Source organism: Streptomyces rubellomurinus, from assembly GCF_000961885.1.
GTDB classification, from domain to species: Bacteria; Actinomycetota; Actinomycetes; order Streptomycetales; family Streptomycetaceae; genus Kitasatospora; species Kitasatospora rubellomurina.
Map to the genome: position 1 here is coordinate 18,301 of NZ_JZKH01000027.1, position 21,097 is coordinate 39,397.

Below are 21,097 nucleotides of genomic sequence, written 5' to 3' on the forward strand. Positions count from 1 at the left end.
GGACAGTCGTCACAGGCGAAGAGCAGCGGGGGCCGGCCGTCCGGCCGGGGCCGCCGTCGACCAGGAGGTACTCAGACCATGACCCACAGTTTCGAGAAGACCCCGAGCCGGCGCCGCCAGCGCTTCCCCGAGATCTCCACCCGGGCCTGGGAGCACCCCGCCGACCGCTCCGCCCTGGTCGCGCTGCGCAGGCTGACCGGTTTCGACGACGTGCTCAAGAAGCTGGCCGGGCTGGTCTCCGAGCGGGCGATCCGGCTGATGTTCCTGGCGACCGCCGTGAAGACCTCCGAGCGGCAGTTCCCCGAGCTGTACGACATGGTCCGCGACGCCGCCTACGTGCTCGACCTCGACCAGGTCCCGGACCTGTACGTCAGCCAGGACCCGGCCGTCAACGCGTTCACCATCGGCATCGACACCCCGATCATCGTGGTGACCAGCGGCCTGGTCGAGCTGCTCGACGAGGAGGAGCTGCGCTCGGTCATCGGCCACGAGGTCGGCCACGCGATGTCCGGCCACGCCGTCTACCGGACGATGCTGCTGATCCTCACCAACATCGCCACCCGGATCGCCTGGGTGCCGCTCGGCAACCTGGCCATCACCGCGATCACCACCGCGCTCAAGGAGTGGTTCCGCAAGGCGGAGCTGTCCAGCGACCGGGCCGGTCTGCTCGCCGGGCAGGACCTCCACGCGTCGATGCGGGCCCTGATGAAGCTGGCCGGCGGGCACAACCTGGCCCAGATGAACGTGGACGCGTTCCTGGAGCAGGCCGAGGAGTACGAGAAGGCCGGGGACCTGCGCGACGGCGTCCTCAAGCTGCTCCAACTGCTGCCGCAGACGCACCCGTTCGCGGTGGTACGGGTCGCCCAGCTGAAGAAGTGGGCGGAGAGCGACGAGTACCGCTCGATCCTGGCCGGCGCCTACCCGCGCCGCACGGACGACCCGAACGCCTCCGTCTCCGAGCAGTGGAAGGCCGCCGCCGAGCACTACACGACCTCGGTGAAGGAGAGCAAGGACCCGCTGATGGGCCTGCTGCGGGACGTCGCGGGCGGCGCCGCGAGCGTCGGCGGCAAGCTGCGCGACACCTTCACCGGTGGCGGCGCCCGGGGCGGCTCGTCCGACCGCCCGTCCGACCACGACGACAAGTAGCACCCGCCGGACACGAGAACGGCCGGCGCCCCGCCCCGGGCGCCGGCCGTCGTCGTGTCCGCACATCGCGTCCGCACGTCACGTCCGCACGGCGCGTCCGCACGGCGCGTCCCGCACCGCCTCAGCTCCCCGCCAGCACCCCGCACACCTGCCAGGCCGGGTGCCCGTGGTCACCCGGGTCGACCGGCGACGGCGGCACGGCGGGCGCGCCCGCGCCGCCCTGCGGGTCGGCCAGCACCGGCTGCAGGAAGCCCGCCATCGAGCTCGCGCAGGACTGCGGCCCGGCCTGCAGCACCGAGTCCACCAGCCGCAGCTGCGCCTGGGCGAGGTCGACCCGGTCGAACTCGAAGGTCAGCTGCCGGCGCACCGACTCCAGGGTGACCGGCGCCGCCGCCGGGGCACCGGCCGGCTTCAGCGCGTAGACGAAGGTGTGGTCGGTGGTGACCTGCAGCGTGCCGCTGTCCGCCTCGTCGACCCGCATCGCCCCGACCACCTTCACGACGCCGGAGGCCAGCGCGACCCGCGCCGGGTCGAAGCGCACCACCCAGCCGGTCAGCGCGTGGTGCCGGTCGTCCACCGGCTGCGCCGTGCTGCTGTCGAACTGGGCCTGCTCGCCGGGCGTGACGAAGGCCCGGACGTCCGCCGTGACGCCCTGGACGAGCGCGGCCGGCGCCAGCGAGGAGGCGACCAGGTAGCGCTGGACGGTGTCGAGCGCCTTGCTCACCTCGACCCGGCTGAAGTGCTCGGTGGCGGCCGCCGCCGGGGTGTTCAGCCCGAGCGTCCCGTCGCCGTACCCGGTCGGCAGCGCCGCGAACGGGCTCGCCGGGTCGGCCACCGGCCGCACCGCCGAAGCCGGGCTCAACGCGACCAGACTGACGGTCAGTTGGCTGCCCTCGGGCCGGGCCGGGAGGCCCTTCGGCGAGCTGACGCCGAAGTACACGGCGGCCCCGAAGGCCAGCAGCACGACCAGCAGCAGGGCGAGCGCCTGCCGGGGCACGGTGCCCAGCGGGCCGAGCCGCACCCGCGGCCGGGTGGCCCGGCCGAACGCGCCCGACAACCGCTCGCGGGCCGACAGCTCCTGGATCCGGGCAGCCCGGACGAACGATTCGTCGAACACGACGGACCGGTACTCGTCCTCGTTGCCGGAACCGCCCTCGGGCACACCCTCGGGAGGCTCGCGCGGGTCACCCATACCACCAGGGTAGGCCGTGCACCGGCGCCGCCACAGGGCCCCGGAGCGATTGGTCGGAACACTCCGTGACCACCCGCCCCGGGCGTACGCCCGTCCCGCGGATCAACCCGCCGGGGCGGTGACCGCCGGCGTCGGCTCGGCCGGAGCGGGCCGCGGATCCACCCCCGCACTGCTGCTGCCGGACTCCGGGCGCCGGGGCGTCCCCGAGGAGCCGCCCACGCCCTGGTACACCGCCGCCACCGCGACCGCCACCAGGCTCACGCCCATGATCACCGCCAGCACCCAGGCCACCGGCCGGTGCCACCGCTGCTGGGCCACGTACCGGCCCCGGGCGCGCGCCGGATCATAGCCGCGCCGCCCCCAGCGCCTGGCCCGCCCGCCGGTCGCCCGGCCCGGGCCCGACCACGGGTCGGGGTAGAAGTGGTCCTCGTCGAGTCCGCTCGGGTACGGGCGCAGCTCCAGCGGCAGCCCGTCCGCTGCGGTGACGTCACAGCCCCAGCCCGGGCCCGCCGTGTCCGGCTCGAACCGGGCCTCGGCGGCGGCGAGTTGCCGCTCCTTGGCGGTCGGCTCGTGCACGGCGGCGGACCGGACGAAGGCCTCATCGAAGACCACGGTGGCGAACTCGTCGTCCGCACCACCGTGGTCGGCGCCGTCGGGGTACGGCAAGCCCCCCACATCCTCAGCCACGGATTCAGCGTATTACCGGCCGGGCGATTTGTCTGTGGCTCATCGCAGTTGGTCCGTCACACGTGTGACGGCCGCCCCCGCGGCCCCGCTCAGCGGGCGTCCGCGCCCCCGCCCACGGTCTGCGTCGCCTCGCCCCGGACGTGCCCGTCACCAGTGACGATGTACTTGGTGCTGGTCAGCTCCGGCAAGCCCATCGGGCCGCGGGCGTGCAGCTTCTGGGTGGAGATGCCGATCTCCGCGCCGAAGCCGAACTCACCGCCGTCGGTGAACCGGGTCGAGGCGTTGACGGCCACCGTGGTCGAGTCGACCAGCTGGGTGAAGCGCCGGGCGGCGGCCTGCGAGGTGGTCACGATCGCCTCGGTGTGGCCGGAGGACCAGCGGCGGATGTGCTCGACGGCGGCGTCCAGCGAGGGCACCACGGCCGCGGCCAGGTCCAGCGAGAGGTACTCGGCGCCCCAGTCCTCGTCGGTGGCCGGCACCACCGTGGCGGCGCCGCCCTCGGCGGCCTTGAGCACCGCCTCGTCACCGTGCACCGTCACCCCGGCCTCGGCCAGCGCCGCCAGCGCGAGCGGCAGGAACGCGTCCGCGACGTCCTGGTGGACCAGCAGCGTCTCGGCCGCGTTGCAGACGCTGACCCGCTGCGCCTTGGAGTTCAGCAGGATGCCGACCGCCATCGCCAGGTCCGTCTGCGCGTCCACGTACACGTGGCAGTTGCCGGTGCCGGTCTCGATCACCGGCACCGTCGAACCCTCGACGACGGTGCGGATCAGCGAGGCGCCGCCGCGCGGGATCAGCACGTCGACCAGGCCGCGGGCACGCATCAGCTCCTGCACGGAGTCGCGGCTCTCCCCCGGCACCAGCTGGACCGCGTCGGCGGGCAGCCCGGCCCCGGCCACGGCGTCCCGCAGCACCGCGACCAGCGCGGTGTTCGAACGGTAGGCGGAGGCGGAGCCGCGCAGCAGCACCGCGTTGCCGGACTTCAGGCAGAGCGCGGCGGCGTCCACGGTGACGTTCGGCCGGGCCTCGTAGATGATGCCGACCACACCGAGCGGCACCCGCACCTGCCGCACGTCCAGGCCGTTCGGCAGGGTGTAGCCGCGCAGCACCTCGCCCACCGGGTCGGGCAGGCCGGCCACGTCGCGCACGTCGGAGGCGATCGCGGCGATCCGCTCGGCGGTCAGCGTCAGCCGGTCGATCACCGACTCGGGCGTACCGGCCTCGCGGGCTCGGGCCACGTCCTCGGCGTTCGCGGCGACGATCTCCGCGCCGCGGGCCACCAGGGCGTCCGCGACGGCCAGCAGCGCGGCGTCCTTCGCCCGGCGCGGCAGCGGGGCGAGCACGGCGGCCGCCGTACGGGCACGGCGCGCGGCGGCGAGGACGGGACTGTCGGCGGGGGCGAGGTCGCTGGTCATGCGCCCAGGGTAGCGACTGCACCGGGCCCGCCGAACTGCCATTTCGTCCGCTGAGACGTCCCTCGGACGCGACTCAGTGAAAGCGACTCAGTGGAAGCGACTCAGTACGGGTGCACGCCGCCCAGCTGCGGCGGCGGATCGCCGAAGCCCTCCGCCACCCGCTTGTGGTACGTCGCCCGGTCGACCACCTCCAGCCCGACGATCTCCCACGGCGGCAGGCTCGCGGTCACCTTGTGCTCGCCCCACAGCCGCAGCGCGATCGCCGCCGCGTCGTGCAGGTCCCGGGCCTGCTCCCAGTAGCGGATCTCGGCGTGGTCGGCCGCGTAGCGGGCGGTCAGGAAGAACGAGTGGTCGTGCGCCAGCCGCTCCAGCGAGGCGCGCAGCGACGGCAGCGGGGTCGCCTGCCCGGCCACGCTCAGCACCACGTGCCACAGCCGGGCCTGCTCGGGCACACCGGGCGGCTGCGCCGCGTCCGCCTGCCGCGGCCGCGGCCCGCGCACCCCGGCGGGGCCCTGCGGCGGACCGGCCGGCTCGGCGGGCCCGTCCCCGCGCCCGCCGGCGATGCTGGTCAGCCGTCGGCCCGCCCCTGCGGTCAGCACCGCGTCGCGCCTGCGTTCCACCGGCGGCCTCCTGTTCGGCGATCTCGTGTCGTCTCCGCGCCGGCCCGCCGGACCTCGGCCGACCGGTACGGCTGCGCCCCTCCTCGCCCGCGGCCGGGCCGCTCCCGTACGGGGCGGACCGCCGGCCGGTCGTCGCCGATCGGCGGGCCACAGCAGGCCGATCGGCCGCGCAGCCGGCCCGCCGGCCGGTCAGCCGCGCAGAACGACCAGGTCGTCGCGGTGGACGACCTCGCGCTCGTACGCGGCGCCGAACTCCTGGGCCAGGTCGTGGGTGGACCGGCCGAGCAGGCGGGGCAACTCCCTCGCATCAAAGTTGACCAGTCCGCGAGCCACGATGTGGCCGTTTTCGGCAAGAAGGTCCACCGGATCACCCGCGGTGAAGTCCCCGTCGACCTTGACGACCCCGGCGGGCAGCAGCGAGGCGCCGCCGGAGACGACCGCCGCGACGGCGCCCGCGTCCAGGTGCAGGGCGCCGCGCGGGCTGCTCGCGTGGGCCAGCCAGAGCATCCGGTCGGAGCCGCGGCTGCCGGTGCGCAGGAACAGCGTGCCGGTGGGCCGGCCGGCCAGCGCGTCGGCGGCCTGGCTGGCGGCGGTGAGCACCACCGGGATGCCCGCGCCGGTGGCGATCCGGGCCGCCTCGACCTTGGTGACCATGCCGCCGGTGCCGACGCCCGCCTTGCCGGCGCTGCCGATCTCGATGCCGTCGAGGTCGTGCGGGCCGCTCACCCGCTCGATCCGGCTGGTGCCGGGGCGGGACGGGTCGCCGTCGTAGAGGCCGTCCACGTCGGAGAGCAGGACGAGCAGGTCGGCCCGGACGAGGTGGGCGACGAGCGCGGCCAGCCGGTCGTTGTCCCCGAACTTGATTTCGGCGGTGGCGACGGTGTCGTTCTCGTTGACGATCGGCATCGCGCCCATCGCCAGCAGCTGGTCGAGCGTCCGGTAGGCGTTGCGGTAGTGGGCGCGCCGGCTGGCGTCCTCGGCGGTGAGCAACACCTGGCCGACGCGCAGGCCGTACCGGGCGAAGGAGGCGGTGTAGCGGGCGACCAGCAGGCCCTGGCCGACGCTGGCGGCGGCCTGCTGGCGGGCGAGGTCCTTCGGGCGCTTGTCCAGGCCGAGCGGGGCGAGCCCGGCGGCGATGGCGCCGGAGGAGACGAGCACCACCTCGGGCGCGTCCGGGCGGGCGCGGACCTTGGCGAGCGCGTCGACCAGGGCGTCGACCCGGTCGGCGTCCAGCCCGCCGGCGGCCGTGGTCAGTGAGGAGGAGCCGACCTTGACGACGATCCGCCGTGCGGTCAGCACCTCCTGCCGCAGTGCGTCCTCGCTCATCTCGTTGCTCGCCCTTCCGGTGTGGTGCGGGTACGGCCGGCCCCGGCCCGGCCGCCGTCACCGAAATCTACGCGATCCGCGCAGGTCGCCGCCGGGGTGTTCCAGCCGCCGGACTCGCCCGGAAAGGATCCGAACACCAATCCGGCCGACTGGTATGGTCCCTGACCGAAAGCCAAGTCGGGGGACGGCTTCTTGCCCGCTGGACCCATCGTCTTCGACGTTCCTGCCATCGGGCGGCGCCGCACTGGGCAGGCCGGAGACGGTTCGCGGACGCGCCCAGGAGAAATGCGCACCATGCGTTCGTACACCACGAAGCTGACCGTCGCCGCCCTGGCGGCGGCCACCGCCCTCTCGCTCGCGGCCTGCGGCCCGGACAACTCGGACGCCCCGGCCGGCGGCGGCTCGACCGCGGCGGCCCCGGCGCCGACCAGCGCGGCCCCGGGCGCGACCGCCGGCGGTGCGGCCGGCGGCTCGACCGCGGCCCCCTCGGGCGCGGCCACCGGCGGTGCCGCGGCGGGCGGCGCCGGTACGGCCGGCACGGCGGGCGGCGGCGCCGGGGCCGCCGGTGGCGGCGGCAAGCTGCCGCAGGCCGCCACCTCGGTGAAGTTCGGCCAGCCGGCCACCGTGGACTTCGCCGACAAGACCTCCAACGCCGCCGCCAAGCTGGAGATCACCGTCACCGGCGTCCAGCCCGGCTCGCTCAAGGACTTCCAGGACGCCAAGGCCCCCACCGCCGGTCTGGACGGCCGCGCGATCTTCTACGTCAGCTGGACGGTCAAGAACCTCGGGGACTCCAAGCTGACCTTCAGCGCCCCGGACTCCAAGTTCAGGGTGATGGACGCCGGCGGCAACCTGGGCATGTTCAACAACCCGACCAGCTCGACGCCGATCGCCAAGTGCGCCACCCCGAGCTGGTCCGGCGCCACCAAGGGCGTCGCCTTCAAGGGCTGCGACGTCGTCACCTTCGCCGCGGGCGCCACCCCGGCCTTCGTCGGCTACGGCGACTCCAACGACCCGACCAAGGTCCAGGCCGCCTGGACGAAGTGACACCCAGTCACCACGGAAACGACGAACGGCCCCGCCACCTTCTTCAGGTGGCGGGGCCGTTCCGCTACTCGCCCGCTCGCCTCCGGGCCGTTCCGTTACTCGCCCGCTCAGTAGTCCTCGTCGTCGCCCTCGACCTCGGCCTGCCGGCCGCTGGAGAGCGCCTCGAAGGCGAGGAACTCGGCCTCGGCCGCATCCCGGCCCTTCTGCTTCTCGCGGCGGCGGTCGACCGCCGGGCGGGGGTTCTCGAACCGGTGGTCCTCACCGCGGCGGCCGAGCATCTCGGCGCCGGCGGCCATGGTCGGCTCCCAGTCGAAGACGACGGCGTTCTCGTCGGGGCCGATGATGACGGTGTCGCCCTCGTGCGCCCCGACCTTCCACAGCCGCTCCTCGACACCGAGGCGGGCCAGCCGGTCGGCGAGGTAGCCGACCGCCTCGTCGTTGGAGAAGTCGGTCTGGCGGACCCAGCGCTCCGGCTTGACGCCGCGGATGCGGTAGGCGCCGTCCTCCTCCTCGATGGTGAAGCCCGCGTCGTCGACGGCGGTGGGCCGCAGCACGATCCGGGTGGACTCCTCGACCGGCTTGGCGGCGCGCGCCTCGGCGACGATCCCGGCCAGCGCGAAGCTCAGCTCGCGCAGGCCCTTGCGGGAGGCGGCGGACACCTCGAACACCCGGTAGCCGCGCTCCTCCAGCGAGGCGCGGGTGAGGTCGGCGATGTCCTGGCCGTCCGGCACGTCCACCTTGTTGAGCGCGACCAGGCGCGGGCGGTCGTCCAGGCCGCCGTACTCGGCGAGCTCGGCCTCGATGGTCTCCAGGTCGCTCAGCGGGTCGCGGCCGGGCTCCAGGGTGGCGCAGTCCAGCACGTGCACCAGCACCGAGCAGCGCTCGACGTGCCGCAGGAACTCCAGGCCGAGGCCGCGGCCCTGGCTGGCGCCCGGGATCAGGCCGGGCACGTCGGCGATGGTGTAGACGGTGTCGCCGGCGGTGACCACGCCCAGGTTGGGGATCAGGGTGGTGAACGGGTAGTCCGCGATCTTCGGCTTGGCTGCGGAGAGCACCGAGATCAGCGAGGACTTGCCGGCGCTCGGGTAGCCGACCAGCGCGACGTCGGCGACGGACTTGAGCTCCATCACGATGTCGCGGGCCTCGCCGGGCTCGCCGAGCAGGGCGAAGCCGGGGGCCTTGCGGCGGGCGGAGGCGAGCGCGGCGTTGCCGAGGCCGCCGCGGCCGCCCTGGGCGGCGACGAAGCTGGTGCCGTGGCCGACGAGGTCGGCGAGCACGTTGCCCTTGCGGTCCAGCACGACGGTGCCGTCCGGCACCAGCAGGACGAGGTCCTCGCCGTCCGCGCCGGTGCGGTTGCCGCCCGCGCCGGGCTTGCCGTTGGTGGCCTTGCGCTTGGGCGAGTGGTGGTACTCCAGCAGGGTGGTGACCTGCGAGTCGACGGTGAGGATGACGCTGCCGCCCTCCCCGCCGTTGCCGCCGTCCGGGCCGCCGAGCGGCTTGAACTTCTCGCGGTGCACGGAGGCGCAGCCGTGGCCCCCGTTACCCGCGGCGACGTGAAGTTCGACGCGGTCCACGAAGGTGGTCATGGGTGTGCCTCCAGTGCGCGAGAGTCTGCTTGCTACCTGCGTAAAGCGCGAAGGGTGGACCGGAGAATTCCGGCCCACCCTTCAGTGTGAGTCGTCAGACGACTCGGGAGTCCGCGGGGACTCAGGCCTCAACGGCCACGATGTTGACGACCTTGCGGCCGCGACGGTTGCCGAACTGAACCGCACCGGCGGTCAGCGCGAACAGGGTGTCGTCGCCACCACGGCCGACACCGGCACCCGGGTGGAAGTGGGTGCCGCGCTGGCGGACGAGGATCTCGCCGGCGGAGACGACCTGGCCACCGAAGCGCTTCACGCCGAGGCGCTGGGCGTTCGAGTCACGGCCGTTACGAGTAGAGCTTGCGCCCTTCTTGTGTGCCATTTTTCGCTATCCCCTTACTTGCTGACCGAGTCGATGCTCGTGATGCGCACCGCGGTGTGCTGCTGACGGTGACCCTGGCGACGGCGGTAGCCGGTCTTGTTCTTGTAGCGCAGGATGACGATCTTGTCGCCCTTGGTCTGGTCGACCACCTCGGCGTGAGCCTTCACGCCGGCCAGGACCCACGGGTCGGAGGTGACGGCGTCACCGTCGACGACCAGGATGGTCGAGAGCTCCACCGAGTCGCCCGGCTTGGCCTCGATACGGTCGATCTCCAGCACGTCGCCGACGGCGACCTTGTGCTGGCGGCCGCCTGCGCGAACGATCGCGTACATGCGGTACCTACTTTCCTAACTCGGTCGGACCTCCCGACGCCAGCCGCCTGGGTACGGACACAGGGGCCTCCTCCCGATCGCTGCGCGCGAGCGCGCGGCTCTCGGGAAGGTGATGTGCTCGGGAGCATGGCGTAGACACGCCGATGGTCAAGAATACGGACCGGCCGCCCGAGGGGCAAACCGGCCCGTACGGCCCGGGGCGGAAGCGGTTCCGCCCCGGGCGTGGGCACTACTCGGCCGCCGTATCACCCTCGGCGGCCGCGGCCTTCTTGGCCGCCGCGCTCGTCCGCTTGGTCGCGGTCTTGCGGGCGGTGGTCTTCTTGGCCGCCGCGGTGGTCTTCTTGGCGGCGGTCTTCTTCGCGGCGGTCTTGCGGGCGGCCCGCTTCTTCGGGGCCGGCGCCTCCTCGGCCGGGGCCTCCTCGGCGGCGGCCTCGACGGGAGCCTCGGCCTCCGTCCCGACGACCACGGCCTCCGCGACCACGACCGGCTCGGCCGGCTCCTCGGCGGTCTCCGCGGCCTCGACGGCGCCCTCGGCGGCCTGCAGGGCCGCCTCCAGCGCCGCGTCGGCCTTCGCCTGCAGCACCACGATCTCGGCGCCCTGCGGCGAACCGGCCGGAGCCGTCGCCTTGCGCACCGCGCGGCGGCGGGGCCGGGCGGCCGGAGCGGCCGCCGGCTCGGCGGGCGCCTCGACCACGGCCTCGACGACGGCCTCGGCGGCCGGCGCCTCGGTGGTCGGAACCTCGACACCCGGGACCTCCAGGGCCAGCTGGCCCTCGATCTCCTCGCGCACCGGCTCCGCGGCCTCGATCCCCGCCTCGGTCTCGACGACCTCGAAGGTCTCGACGGCCTCGGCCACCGCGGCCTCGACGGCCTGCGGCTCCTCGTGGCCCGCCCCGCCCTTGCCCCGGCGGCGGCGCTTGCCGCCGCCCGAGCCCGCCTCGACCGCGGCCGGGGCGTGGTGGTGGGCGCTCGGCTGCTCCATGTGCACGATCACGCCGCGCCCGTTGCAGTGCACGCAGGACTCGGAGAAGGACTCCAGCAGGCCCTGGCCGACCCGCTTGCGGGTCATCTGGACCAGGCCCAGCGAGGTGACCTCGGCCACCTGGTGCTTGGTCCGGTCCCGGCCCAGGCACTCCAGCAGGCGGCGCAGCACCAGGTCCCGGTTGGACTCCAGCACCATGTCGATGAAGTCGATCACGATGATGCCGCCGAGGTCGCGCAGCCGCAGCTGGCGCACGATCTCCTCGGCCGCCTCGATGTTGTTCCGGGTGACCGTCTCCTCCAGGTTGCCGCCCTGGCCGACGAACTTCCCGGTGTTGACGTCGATGACGACCATCGCCTCGGTGCGGTCGATCACCAGCGAACCGCCGCTGGGCAGCCAGACCTTGCGGTCCAGCGCCTTCATCAGCTGCTCGTCGATCCGGTAGGTGGCGAACACGTCCACCTCGGAGGTCCACCGCTGGAGCCGCTCGGCGAGGTCCGGGGCCACGTTGGAGACGTACTCGTGGATGGTCGTCCACGCCTCGTCGCCGGAGACGATGACCTTGGTGAAGTCCTCGTTGAAGATGTCGCGGACGACCCGGACGGTCATGTCCGGCTCGCCGTACAGCAGCGCCGGGGCGTTGCCCGTCGCGGCCTTCTTCTGGATGTCCTCCCACTGCTGCTGCAGCCGCTGGACGTCCCGGGTCAGCTCCTCCTCGGAGGCGCCCTCGGCGGCGGTGCGCACGATGACGCCCGCGTCGTCCGGGACGATCTTCTTGAGGATCTGCTTCAGGCGCGCGCGCTCGTTCTCGGGGAGCTTGCGCGAGATGCCGGTCATCGAGCCCTCGGGCACGTACACCAGGTAGCGGCCGGGCAGCGAGATCTGGCTGGTCAGGCGGGCGCCCTTGTGGCCGATCGGGTCCTTGGAGACCTGCACCAGCACGGACTGGCCGGACTTCAGCACCGACTCGATCCGGCGCGGGCCGCCGTGGCCCAGCGCGCCGAAGTTGACCTCGCCGGCGTACAGCACGGCGTTGCGGCCCTTGCCGATGTCGACGAACGCGGCCTCCATCGACGGCAGCACGTTCTGGACCTTGCCCAGGTAGACGTTGCCGACGTACGAGGTGGCCTGCTCCTTGTTGACGTAGTGCTCGACGAGCACGCCGTCCTCCAGGACGCCGATCTGGGTGCGCTGGCCGTTCTGGCGCACCACCATGACGCGCTCGACGGACTCGCGGCGGGCCAGGAACTCGGCCTCGGTGATGATCGGCACCCGGCGGCGGCCCAGCTCGCGGCCCTCGCGGCGGCGCTGCTTCTTCGCCTCCAGACGGGTCGAGCCCTTGATGGACTGCACCTCGTCCGGGTCGAACGACGGCTCGGTGGAGCGGCGGCGCGGCTCGCGCACCTTCACCACCGTGCGGACGCCGTCCTCGGTGGTCTCGGCGGTCTCGACGGCGCCGGCCTCACCGCTGCGGCGGCGACGGCGGCGGCGACGGCGGGACGAGGACAGGCCGGCGGCCAGGTCGTCGTCCTCCTCGCCTTCCTCCTCGAAGCCCTCGGCCGGCTCCTCCGCGGCGGGCTGCTCGACGGTCTCGGCGGCCTCGAACTCCTCGGCCTCGCCACGGCGGCGGCGGCGGCCGCCCCGGCGGCGGCGGCGCGACGGACGGCCGTCCTCCCACTCGTCCTCGGTCTCCGGACCGGCGGCGGGGGCCTCGACCACGGCCTCGACGGCGGGCGCCTCGGCCGCCGGCGCCTTCACGGCCGGGGCCTTGGCCGCGGGGGCCTTCGCGGCCGGGGCCTTCGCGGCGGGGGCCTCGACGGGCGCCTCGGCGCCCCGCTTGCGGCGGCCCGTCTCCACCCGGGTGCGGACCCGGCGGCGGCGGCCGACACCGCTGTACTCGTACTCGTCCTCGTCCTCGCGGCCGGCGGCGGCGACCGGGGCCTCCGCCTCGACCGGGGCCTGGGCCTGGGCCGGGGCCGGGGCGGCGGCCTGCTGCGGCGCGGCCGGGGCGGCGGGCGCGGCGGTGAACGGAGCCGGCTCCTGGAACACCGGGGCCTGGAAGACCGCGGTGGCCGGGCGGACGGCGCGGCGGCGCGTGCGGTGCGGCGGCTCGGCCTCGACGGCGGGGGCGGCGGCGGCCGGGGCGGGCTGCTCGGCGGCGGCCTCCTCCTCGGACTCCTCCTCGACGGCGGGCTCCTCGGCCACCGGCTCCTCGACGACCGGCTCCACGACCGGCGCGGCCTCGACCACGCGACGGCGACGGGCGCGGCGCGCCGGAGCGGCCGGGGCCTCCTCGGCCACCGGCTCGGCGGCGGGGGCGGGCGCGGCGGGCTCCTCGACGGCGGGGGCGGCGGGCTCCTCGGCCGCGACGACCGGGGCCTCGGCCCGCTTGCGGGTCCGGCGGGCCCGCACGGGCTTCTCCGCCTTCTCCTCGCTCTTCTCCTCGGCCTTCTCGGCCTTCTCGTTCTTCTCCTCGGCCGGCTTCTCGGCGGCTTCCGGCCCGGTGACCACGATCGCGGTCGCCTCCGGCGCCCCGGCCGGGGCCTCGGCACGCTTGCGGGTCCGGCGGGCCCGGACCGGCTTCTCGGCCGCCTGGGCCGGCTCCGCCTCCGGAGCCCGCTCGGCGGGCGCCTCGGCGGGGACGACCGTCTCGGCCGTCTCGGCGGCCGCGCCCAGCGGCGCACCGGCCGGGCGGGACACCGCCCGGCGACGGCGGCGCGGCGGCGCTGCGGCCGTGCCCTCGCCGGTCGCGGCGGTCTCGTTCTGTTCCGTGGCCGCAGACTGCTGCGGATCGGTGTTCTCGAGCATGCGGGTGGATCTCCCGTCAGGCCCCCGGGCTCCACGTCCGGGCACGGCACGGCACCGGTGGGCGGCCGGCATCGCAAGGATGCTCGGGCCGGACCCTTTCACGGTGCCACCGCGCGGACACGAAGCCGCACAGGGGCTCGTAGTCTCGCTCGGCGCCCCGCGCGTCGGCGGGGTGTCGAAAGTCTTCTGGTCTGACCAGTCTTCTGAGGTTTTCCCAAGCTGCGCCGTCCCCGGTCCCGGGTGGCTCCCGGACGGGGCCCCGGGCTCGCCGACCGTCCTGGTCGGCGGCCCCGAGTGGCCGGCCTGTGCTGCGACGACGTTCGCTCCCCTGGGGAGCCGCGGGAACCCCGGAGGACCTTCGGGGCCCAGTGAGGCACTGGACCCCGGCCTCCGCCCGCTAGGCGGACGCGGAAGCGCGCGGCCCGGCAGCCGGCTCCGAGCCGGTCGGGGCCGCGGCGCGGTCGAGCGCCAGCGGGTCGGTCACCGTGCCGGCCCCCTCGTCGAGCGGCCCCTGCGCCAGCCTGGTCACCTCTGCGGGGACCGGCGGCGCCAGGTCGGCCGTCGCACGGAGACCGGACAATACGTCGTCGGGTCGTACGGCGGGTGTGGCGTGTCGTACTACCAGGCGCAGTATCGCACAGGGACGGCCGGTCCGAACATCGCGCCCCGTCCCGGCACCCGGCTCCGCACCGTCGCCGACCTGCGGCGGGACGAGCTCCAGCGCCGCCACGGCACCGCGCGCGTCGAAGACCCGCAGGCCGTTCTTGGTGAGGCGTTCGACCTCGACCCGCTCCTCGGCCAGGAACACGGCGACCGCGCGGGCCGCCTCGTCCTCCTCGACCCCGTCCAGCCGGACCAGCCACTCGGAGGCCTCCAGGCGCTCCACGAAGTTCGGCGTCCGGACCTCGACGGCGTCGATCACGTCCAGGCCCTTCGGCAGCGACTCGTCCAGCTGCGCCCGCAGCGCCTCCGGGTCGCGGTGCGCGGCCAGGCCGATCTCCAGGTACTCCGCCTCGCTCGCCACCCCGGTCGGGGCGGCGTTGGCGTAGGAGACCTTCGGGTGCGGCGTGAAACCGGCCGAATAGGCCATCGGAACGGCGGACCGGCGCAGGGCGCGCTCGAAGGCGCGCTGGAAGTCACGGTGGCTGGTGAACCGGAGCCGGCCGCGCTTGGTGTAACGGAGGCGAATCCGCTGCACCGTCGGCGCGGGCGGCGGACCGTCGGGCGTACGGCGTGCCAGGGTCGCTCAGTCCTTCATCAGTGGTCCCCGTCCGGGTTACTGCACCGGACATCTGTCACCAGCAAGGGTACGCGCCCCACCCGTCCGCTCGCCCCGCCCCGCCCGGCCCCCGCCCCCCGGAGACCGCCGGAGCGCGGCCCCGGGACGGGAAAGATAGGGCATCGAGAGGCAAAAGCGGTCGAAAAGCGACTGCACGGCCCGCCGACTGACGGACAGTCGGCCGGTAGTATCCTTCCTCATTCATCGGCAACGCACGAAAGCCTGCCGATAAAGAAAGGAACAATCTCGACAATGGAATGCGCGGCGCCTCTCCTCATTCCTTCTGCGACGGTGCGAATACCATCGTGATCAGGCGATTCGCAACTCCCCGGAAGAGCACCATCGCGATCACCGTCATCACCGTGGTCGCAGCGATCCTCAGACTGTGGCGTTTTCCGGATCTGCCCGGCGGCCTCAATCAGGACGAAGCCAGCGCCGGATACGAATCCTTAGCCCTGCTGACCGACGGCACGGACCGGTGGGGCAACGCCTGGCCGGTCTACTTCCCCAGCTGGGGTTCCGGACAGAACGTCCTGCTCTCCTACCTGAGCGTGCCGTTCGTCGGACTGTTCGGCCTGACCGTCTTCTCCGTGCGACTGGTCCCGGTGCTCCTGGGCATCGGCGCCGTCCCGCTGCTCCACGCCGCCCTGCGGCGTTTCGTGGACGTCCCCACGGCCCTGGTCGGGGCGGGCCTGCTCGCCGTCACCCCGTGGCACGTCACCGCGTCCCGGTGGGCGCTGGAGTCGAACATCCTGCCGTTCTTCCTGCTCGCCGGGGTCACCACCCTGGGATATGCGTACACCTCGTCGCGCTCCCGGATCCTGATCCCCTTCTCACTGGTATTCCTGGCACTCTCCCTGTACGCCTACGGGGTGGCGATCTTCGTGGTGCCGGTGGTCATCGGACTCTATTTCTGCACCCGGTACCGCACGGTTCTCAAGCACCCGGTCCTGGTCGGTTCGAGCGTGCTGGTATTCCTGGTCGTCGCCGGGCCGCTGCTGCTGTTCGTGCTGGTCAACAACGTCCTGCACCACGTTCCGCATTTCGTTTCCTCCCTGCCGTTCACCGTGCCGAACATCTCCTCGCGGCTGGACCAGATCACCAACGGCCAGGACCTGGCCGAGCTGAACACCCACTTCGTGACCGGCGGCTTCGGCGACGGCTACCTGTGGACCGTCCCCACCGGCTTCCTGGCACTGGGCGTGATCGGATTTCCCCTGGTCGCCCTGGGCGTCTACTTCGCGGTCCGCACCCGCAGCCCCGAAACGAACCTGTTCACCTTCTGGCTGATCGGCGCGGTCATCCTGCTGTTCGTGGTGCCGGCCAACGGCAACCGGGCCAACGCGCTGTTCATCCCCCTGATCGCCTTCACCGCGATCGGCATCGGCGGCCTGTACCGCGCCCTGTCCGACCGGAAAACCGGCCGGGCGGTCGTCGCGGTCGTCATGGCCACCGCACTCGGCTACGGCGCGCTCTTCTTCCACGACTACACGACCCGCTACCCCGACAGGATCGCCGCCCCCTTCGGCAAGGGCTTCGACGACGCGCTGAAGTCGGCCAACGGGGCGCAGCACGCGAACGAGCCGATCTACATCTCCGACCGGTTCCCGCTCAACTACATGGAGACCCTCTTCTACCTGCGGACGGACCCGAAGGACTTCCGGGCGAACACCGAGAGCCGCCTCGTCGACGGGGTCTACCAGGTGCGCAACTACCGGCACTACTACTTCTCCAGCAACGAGACGTCACTGGACGCCGCCCCCAGCTACCTGGCGGTGCTCCGCGGCGACGAACAACGCAAGTGCGCCCGCACCGACACGCTCGCCAAGCACCACCAGTGGACCGTCATCCGCTGCGCCACCCGCTGACACCCCGGCGGTGAGCCCCGAACCGCCGGAGCCGGGCCAGCTGTGTTCGAGAGGCTGGTGGCAGGTCCAGCTACCGGTCCTGTCAGCGGCGACCGCTAGCGTGCGGCGCAGTCGGGAAACGGGTGACCAGGGAGGGTTTTGCGTGGGTGGCAGTGGATGGGCGGAAACCGGGCCGTACCAGAAGGATCTGGGAGCGGCATTCCGTCTGGCTCAGGCACAGGAGCTGGCGAAGGACGATCACGGCTTTCCGGGGCAGAGCATCCGTGAGCTGTGGCGGGACGAGGACTGGCAGGAGTACATCCTGACGGGAGGCACCGGCACCGTGCTCGACTTCTACGCGCTGATCGACGCCGAAGCCGACGACGACGTCGCCATGATGCGCCCGCTGACCGTGGACGAGGTCCGCAGCTGGGCTCCCAACGGCCGCCCCACCCGCGCGCAGTGGGAGGACGCGCTACCGCAACTCCTGACCCCTGTCGGCCGAGGAACCGGCCGGTGCACGGTGCTGTACCGCGCCGACGAACCGGCCGAGATCGCGTACTGGGGCTGCACGGCGGACTGACCGCTCAGCCCAGCCCGTACGACTGGCTGGTCCCCGGATCTGCCGCGACGGACGGGCACCCACGCGCAGGAGCCCTCCCCGACCGAAGTCGGGGAGGGCTCCTGCGCGTCGCTCAAGGGGTCAGACCCACTCGATCGAGGACTCGATGGACGCCTACTTCTGCTGGTCCGCGCCGCCGACGACGGTCAGCGGGAGCAGCTTCTTGCCGGTGGGCCCGATCTGGATGGCGGTCTGCATCTGGGGGCACACGCCACAATCGAAGCACGGGGTCCAGCGGCAGTCGTCGACCTCGACCTCCTCCAGGGCGTCCTGCCAGTCCTCCCAGAGCCAGTCCTTGTCGAGGCCGCTGTCCAGGTGGTCCCAGGGCAGCACCTCCTCGTAGCTGCGCTCGCGGGTGGTGTACCAGTCGACGTCGACGCCGGTGCCGGCGAGGCCCTTCTCGGCGCAGGCCATCCAGCGGTCGTACGAGAAGTGCTCGCGCCAGCCGTCGAAGCGGCCGCCGTCGTCGTAGACGGCGCGGATGACGGCGCCGACGCGGCGGTCGCCGCGGGAGAGCAGGCCCTCGATGATGCCGGGCTTGCCGTCGTGGTAGCGGTAGCCGATGTTCTTGCCGTACTTGCGGTCGCCGCGGATGGAGTCGCGCAGCTTGGCGAGGCGGGCGTCGGTGGCCTCGGCGGACAGCTGCGGGGCCCACTGGAACGGGGTGTGCGGCTTGGGCACGAACCCGCCGATGGAGACGGTGCAGCGGATGTCGTTCTGGCCGGTGACCTCGCGGCCCTTCTGGATGACGTTCTTCGCCATCTCGCCGATCTGGAGCACGTCCTCGTCGGTCTCGGTGGGCAGGCCGCACATGAAGTACAGCTTCACCTGGCGCCAGCCGTTGCCGTAGGCGGTGGCGACGGTGCGGATCAGGTCCTCCTCCGACACCATCTTGTTGATCACCTTGCGCATGCGCTCGCTGCCGCCCTCGGGGGCGAAGGTGAGGCCCGAGCGGCGCCCGTTGCGGGACAGCTCGTTGGCGAGGTCGATGTTGAAGGCGTCGACGCGGGTGGACGGCAGCGACAGTCCGATCTTGTCCTCGCTGTAGCGGTCGGCCAGGCCCTTGGCGATGTCGCCGATCTCGGTGTGGTCGGCGCTGGACAGCGACAGCAGGCCGACCTCCTCGAAGCCGGTCGCCTTGAGGCCGCGCTCGACCATCTCGCCGATGCCGGTGATGCTTCGCTCCCGCACGGGGCGCGTGATCATGCCGGCCTGGCAGAAGCGGCAGCCGCGGGTGCAGCCGCGGAAGATCTCGACGGACATCCGCTCGTGCACGGTCTCGGCGAGCGGGACGAGCGGCTGCTTGGGGTAGGGCCACTCGTCGAGGTCCATGACGGTGTGCTTGGACACCCGCCACGGCACGCCGGGGGCGTTCGGCACGACGCGGGCGATCCGGCCGTCGGCCAGGTACTCCACGTCGTAGAACTTCGGCACGTAGAACCCGCCGGTGCGGGCCAGGCGCAGCAGCACCTCGTCGCGCCCGCCGGGGCGGCCCTCGGCCTTCCAGGCGCGGATGATCTCGGTCATGTCGAGGACGGCCTGCTCGCCGTCGCCGACGACCGCGCAGTCCAGGAAGTCCGCGATCGGCTCCGGGTTGAAGGCGGCGTGGCCGCCGGCGAGGACGATCGGGTCCTCGTCGGTGCGGTCCTTGGCCTCCAGCGGGATGCCGGCCAGGTCGAGCGCGGTGAGCATGTTGGTGTAGCCGAGCTCGGTGGAGAACGACAGGCCGAACACGTCGAAGGCCTTCACCGGGCGGTGGGCGTCGACGGTGAACTGCGGGACGTCGTGCTCGCGCATCAGCGCCTCGAGGTCCGGCCAGACGCTGTAGGTGCGCTCGGCCAGCACGCCCTCGCGCTCGTTCAGCACCTCGTAGAGGATCATGACGCCCTGGTTGGGCAGGCCGACCTCGTAGGCGTCGGGATACATCAACGCCCAGCGGACGTCGCAGGCGTCCCAGTCCTTGACGGTCGAGTTGAGCTCGCCGCCGACGTACTGGATCGGCTTCTGGACGTGCGGGAGGAGGGCCTCCAGGCGTGGGAAGACCGATTCGACAGTCATGTACTAGGAACCCTTACGACGTGATTCGGTGCCGCGAGCCGGCACGGGAGGGGTGACCCTCAAGGGTAGCCCAATCCGGGGAACGGCCCGTCGGGCCGGACCGACGCCGGACCGACGCCGGCCCCGGACCGGACCCGACGCCGGAGCGGGACGGCCCGCCGGCCGCCGCCGACGCGCGCCCGGAGCGCCGCCACCGTCCTGGCAGGGCCCCGTCAGACAACTCTGCGCCCCTTCCCGACACCCGAGTTGAGTCGTACGCTCGGCCCCGCGCCGGTAGTCCCGGCTCCCCGTCCCCGCAACCCCGGTAGCACCCGCCCCCGGTACCACCCGTCCCCGGTACCGGCCGTCTCCCCGCACCCCGTCCCCGGCAACGCCCGCCCTCGGCAACGCCCGTCCCCCGGTGCCCACCGCTCCCACGCGGCCGCGCGCCCTGCGCAAGGAGAACCATGACCGACACCGGTCGGCGGATCCGCCCGCTGCGGACCCTCGACACCCGGCCGGCCCGCTACCCCACGCAGGCCCAGGCCGAGGCCGCCGCCCGGCGGCTCGCCCTGCGCCACCCGGACCGCTGCCGGCTGCGCGAAGTGGGCCGATCCCGGGCCGGCCGCCCCCTGCTGCTGCTCTCCGTCGACCGCGGCCCGCGCGCCGCGCTGGTGGTCGGCGGCCCGCACCCCAACGAACCGATCGGCACCGCCGGCGCCCTGCGGCTGGCCGAGGTGCTGCTCGACCGGCCCGCCCGCCCCGGCCTGTCCTGGCACCTGCTGCTCTGCCTGGACCCGGACGGCGCCGCGCTCGGCGCCGGCTGGCTCGACGGCCCACTCACCATGGGCCGCCACTACGAGCACTTCTTCCGCCCCTCCTTCGAGGAGCAGCCCGAACTGCTGCCCGCCCCCGACTCCGGCCGCCCGCCGATGCCGGAGAGCCGGGCGCTCACCGACCTGATCGACGAGCTGCGCCCGTTCCTGCAGTGCTCGCTGCACGGGGTCGACTTCGGCGGCGCCTTCGTCCAGCTCACCGGCCCCGTCCCCGGCCTGTCCGAGCGCCTCGCGCGCTCCGCCGAACGGGCCGGCCTGCCGCTCGACCTGGACTGCTACGACGCGATCGGCTGGCCCAGCCCCGCCCCCGGCACCTACCTGATGCCCGAGCCCGGCAGCGGCCCGCAGGCGCTGCCGGACGAACCCGAGCTGTCCACCTGGTCCTACGCCGCGCGGTACGGCGCGGTCACCGCCGTCCTGGAGGTCCCGATGTGGGCCGTCGACGCGGTCGGCGACGCCCGCCCGCACCCGGCCGCCGCCCAGGCGGTCGGCGCCGCCGCCCGGGCCCTCAAGGCGCGCGCCGAGGAGCTGTCCGCCCTGCTCCCGTACATCCCGCCCCGGGCCCGGGACGAGCACGCGCCGCTGCTGCGCACCGCCGAGTTCAACCTCGCGGTCGGCCCCGGGATGGCCGACGAGTGGCTGGAGCGCTGGCCCGCGCAGCCGCTCACCGTCGCCCGGGTCACCACCGCCGGCCTGGTCGCGGCCCGGCTCCCGCTGCGGGTGGCCTCGCTGCTGCTGCGGCTGCTCGCCGGCGCCCGCGGCCCGGGCGCCCAGGCCGCCCGGGAGCGCGCCCGCGCCGTCGTCTCGGACAGCCTGGACCAGCTGCGCCACCGCTTCGGCGCCCGCTGGGTGCCCGTCCAGGAGCAGCTGGCCCACCAGACCCGCGCGGTGCTGAGCACCGCCGACCTGCTGCTCTGACACGGCACGAGGGCCGGCCCGTACGGACCGGCCCTCGGGGA

At 73.5% G+C, this 21,097-nt stretch carries 16 protein-coding genes; 5 read left to right on the forward strand and 11 right to left on the reverse strand.

Annotation, left to right across the window (positions count from 1 at the left end; genetic code table 11):
- The first annotated feature begins 78 nt into the window (after nucleotides 1–78).
- On the forward strand, nucleotides 79–1,146 hold the full coding sequence (locus VM95_RS15270; protein WP_045696810.1) for a M48 family metallopeptidase: 1,068 nt from the start codon (nucleotides 79–81) through the stop codon (nucleotides 1,144–1,146).
- 121 nt (nucleotides 1,147–1,267) lie between these two features.
- Here the strand turns inward: VM95_RS15270 and VM95_RS15275 are convergent, their stop codons facing one another.
- The 5 genes from VM95_RS15275 to proB all read right to left on the reverse strand — a co-directional run bounded on the left by VM95_RS15275 (nucleotide 1,268) and on the right by proB (nucleotide 6,383).
- On the reverse strand, nucleotides 1,268–2,338 hold the full coding sequence (locus VM95_RS15275) for an SCO2583 family membrane protein (protein ID WP_045696812.1): 1,071 nt from the start codon (nucleotides 2,336–2,338) through the stop codon (nucleotides 1,268–1,270).
- Between the two features lie 102 nt (nucleotides 2,339–2,440).
- The gene (locus VM95_RS15280; protein WP_244178782.1) at nucleotides 2,441–3,013 is read right to left on the reverse strand and encodes an SCO2584 family spore wall biosynthesis protein; all 573 of its coding nucleotides are present in this window, start codon (nucleotides 3,011–3,013) and stop codon (nucleotides 2,441–2,443) included.
- Between the two features lie 101 nt (nucleotides 3,014–3,114).
- Nucleotides 3,115–4,437, reverse strand: a complete 1,323-nt coding sequence (locus VM95_RS15285; RefSeq protein WP_045696816.1) for a glutamate-5-semialdehyde dehydrogenase — start codon at nucleotides 4,435–4,437, stop codon at nucleotides 3,115–3,117.
- Between the two features lie 101 nt (nucleotides 4,438–4,538).
- Complete coding sequence (locus VM95_RS15290; RefSeq protein WP_045696818.1) at nucleotides 4,539–5,057, reverse strand: hypothetical protein; 519 nt, start codon at nucleotides 5,055–5,057, stop codon at nucleotides 4,539–4,541.
- A gap of 189 nt (nucleotides 5,058–5,246) precedes the next feature.
- Entirely contained in the window at nucleotides 5,247–6,383 is a 1,137-nt protein-coding gene (gene proB, locus VM95_RS15295) for a glutamate 5-kinase (protein WP_045696820.1), read from the reverse strand.
- Between the two features lie 294 nt (nucleotides 6,384–6,677).
- On the opposite strand from proB, the gene VM95_RS43725 reads away from it, so the two are divergent.
- Complete coding sequence (locus VM95_RS43725; RefSeq protein WP_208615459.1) at nucleotides 6,678–7,430, forward strand: hypothetical protein; 753 nt, start codon at nucleotides 6,678–6,680, stop codon at nucleotides 7,428–7,430.
- 107 nt (nucleotides 7,431–7,537) lie between these two features.
- On the opposite strand, the gene obgE is transcribed toward VM95_RS43725, so the two are convergent.
- The 5 genes from obgE to VM95_RS15325 all read right to left on the reverse strand — a co-directional run bounded on the left by obgE (nucleotide 7,538) and on the right by VM95_RS15325 (nucleotide 14,715).
- Entirely contained in the window at nucleotides 7,538–9,016 is a 1,479-nt protein-coding gene (obgE, locus tag VM95_RS15305) for a GTPase ObgE (RefSeq protein WP_045696824.1), read from the reverse strand.
- A gap of 121 nt (nucleotides 9,017–9,137) precedes the next feature.
- On the reverse strand, nucleotides 9,138–9,395 hold the full coding sequence (gene rpmA / locus VM95_RS15310; RefSeq protein ID WP_030058248.1) for a 50S ribosomal protein L27: 258 nt from the start codon (nucleotides 9,393–9,395) through the stop codon (nucleotides 9,138–9,140).
- 14 nt (nucleotides 9,396–9,409) lie between these two features.
- Nucleotides 9,410–9,727 carry a 50S ribosomal protein L21 gene (gene rplU / locus VM95_RS15315; protein ID WP_045696828.1) on the reverse strand — a complete coding sequence of 106 codons (318 nt, stop codon included), beginning with the start codon at nucleotides 9,725–9,727 and terminating at the stop codon, nucleotides 9,410–9,412.
- 229 nt (nucleotides 9,728–9,956) lie between these two features.
- On the reverse strand, nucleotides 9,957–13,517 hold the full coding sequence (locus VM95_RS15320) for an Rne/Rng family ribonuclease (RefSeq protein ID WP_045696830.1): 3,561 nt from the start codon (nucleotides 13,515–13,517) through the stop codon (nucleotides 9,957–9,959).
- Between the two features lie 397 nt (nucleotides 13,518–13,914).
- Entirely contained in the window at nucleotides 13,915–14,715 is an 801-nt protein-coding gene (locus tag VM95_RS15325) for a TIGR03936 family radical SAM-associated protein (protein ID WP_045696833.1), read from the reverse strand.
- 386 nt (nucleotides 14,716–15,101) lie between these two features.
- Between VM95_RS15325 and VM95_RS15330 the strand changes: the two genes are divergently transcribed.
- Together VM95_RS15330 and VM95_RS15335 are read left to right on the forward strand one after the other, a co-directional pair.
- Complete coding sequence (locus VM95_RS15330; RefSeq protein WP_167352926.1) at nucleotides 15,102–16,664, forward strand: glycosyltransferase family 39 protein; 1,563 nt, start codon at nucleotides 15,102–15,104, stop codon at nucleotides 16,662–16,664.
- 142 nt (nucleotides 16,665–16,806) lie between these two features.
- The gene (locus tag VM95_RS15335; protein ID WP_045696837.1) at nucleotides 16,807–17,226 is read left to right on the forward strand and encodes a hypothetical protein; all 420 of its coding nucleotides are present in this window, start codon (nucleotides 16,807–16,809) and stop codon (nucleotides 17,224–17,226) included.
- 153 nt (nucleotides 17,227–17,379) lie between these two features.
- On the opposite strand, the gene VM95_RS15340 is transcribed toward VM95_RS15335, so the two are convergent.
- Nucleotides 17,380–19,323 carry a TIGR03960 family B12-binding radical SAM protein gene (locus VM95_RS15340; protein WP_045696839.1) on the reverse strand — a complete coding sequence of 648 codons (1,944 nt, stop codon included), beginning with the start codon at nucleotides 19,321–19,323 and terminating at the stop codon, nucleotides 17,380–17,382.
- Between the two features lie 446 nt (nucleotides 19,324–19,769).
- On the opposite strand from VM95_RS15340, the gene VM95_RS15345 reads away from it, so the two are divergent.
- A complete protein-coding gene (locus tag VM95_RS15345) occupies nucleotides 19,770–21,056 on the forward strand; it encodes a M14 family zinc carboxypeptidase (RefSeq protein WP_045696841.1) in 1,287 nt (428 codons plus the stop codon).
- Nucleotides 21,057–21,097: the final 41 nt, after the last annotated feature.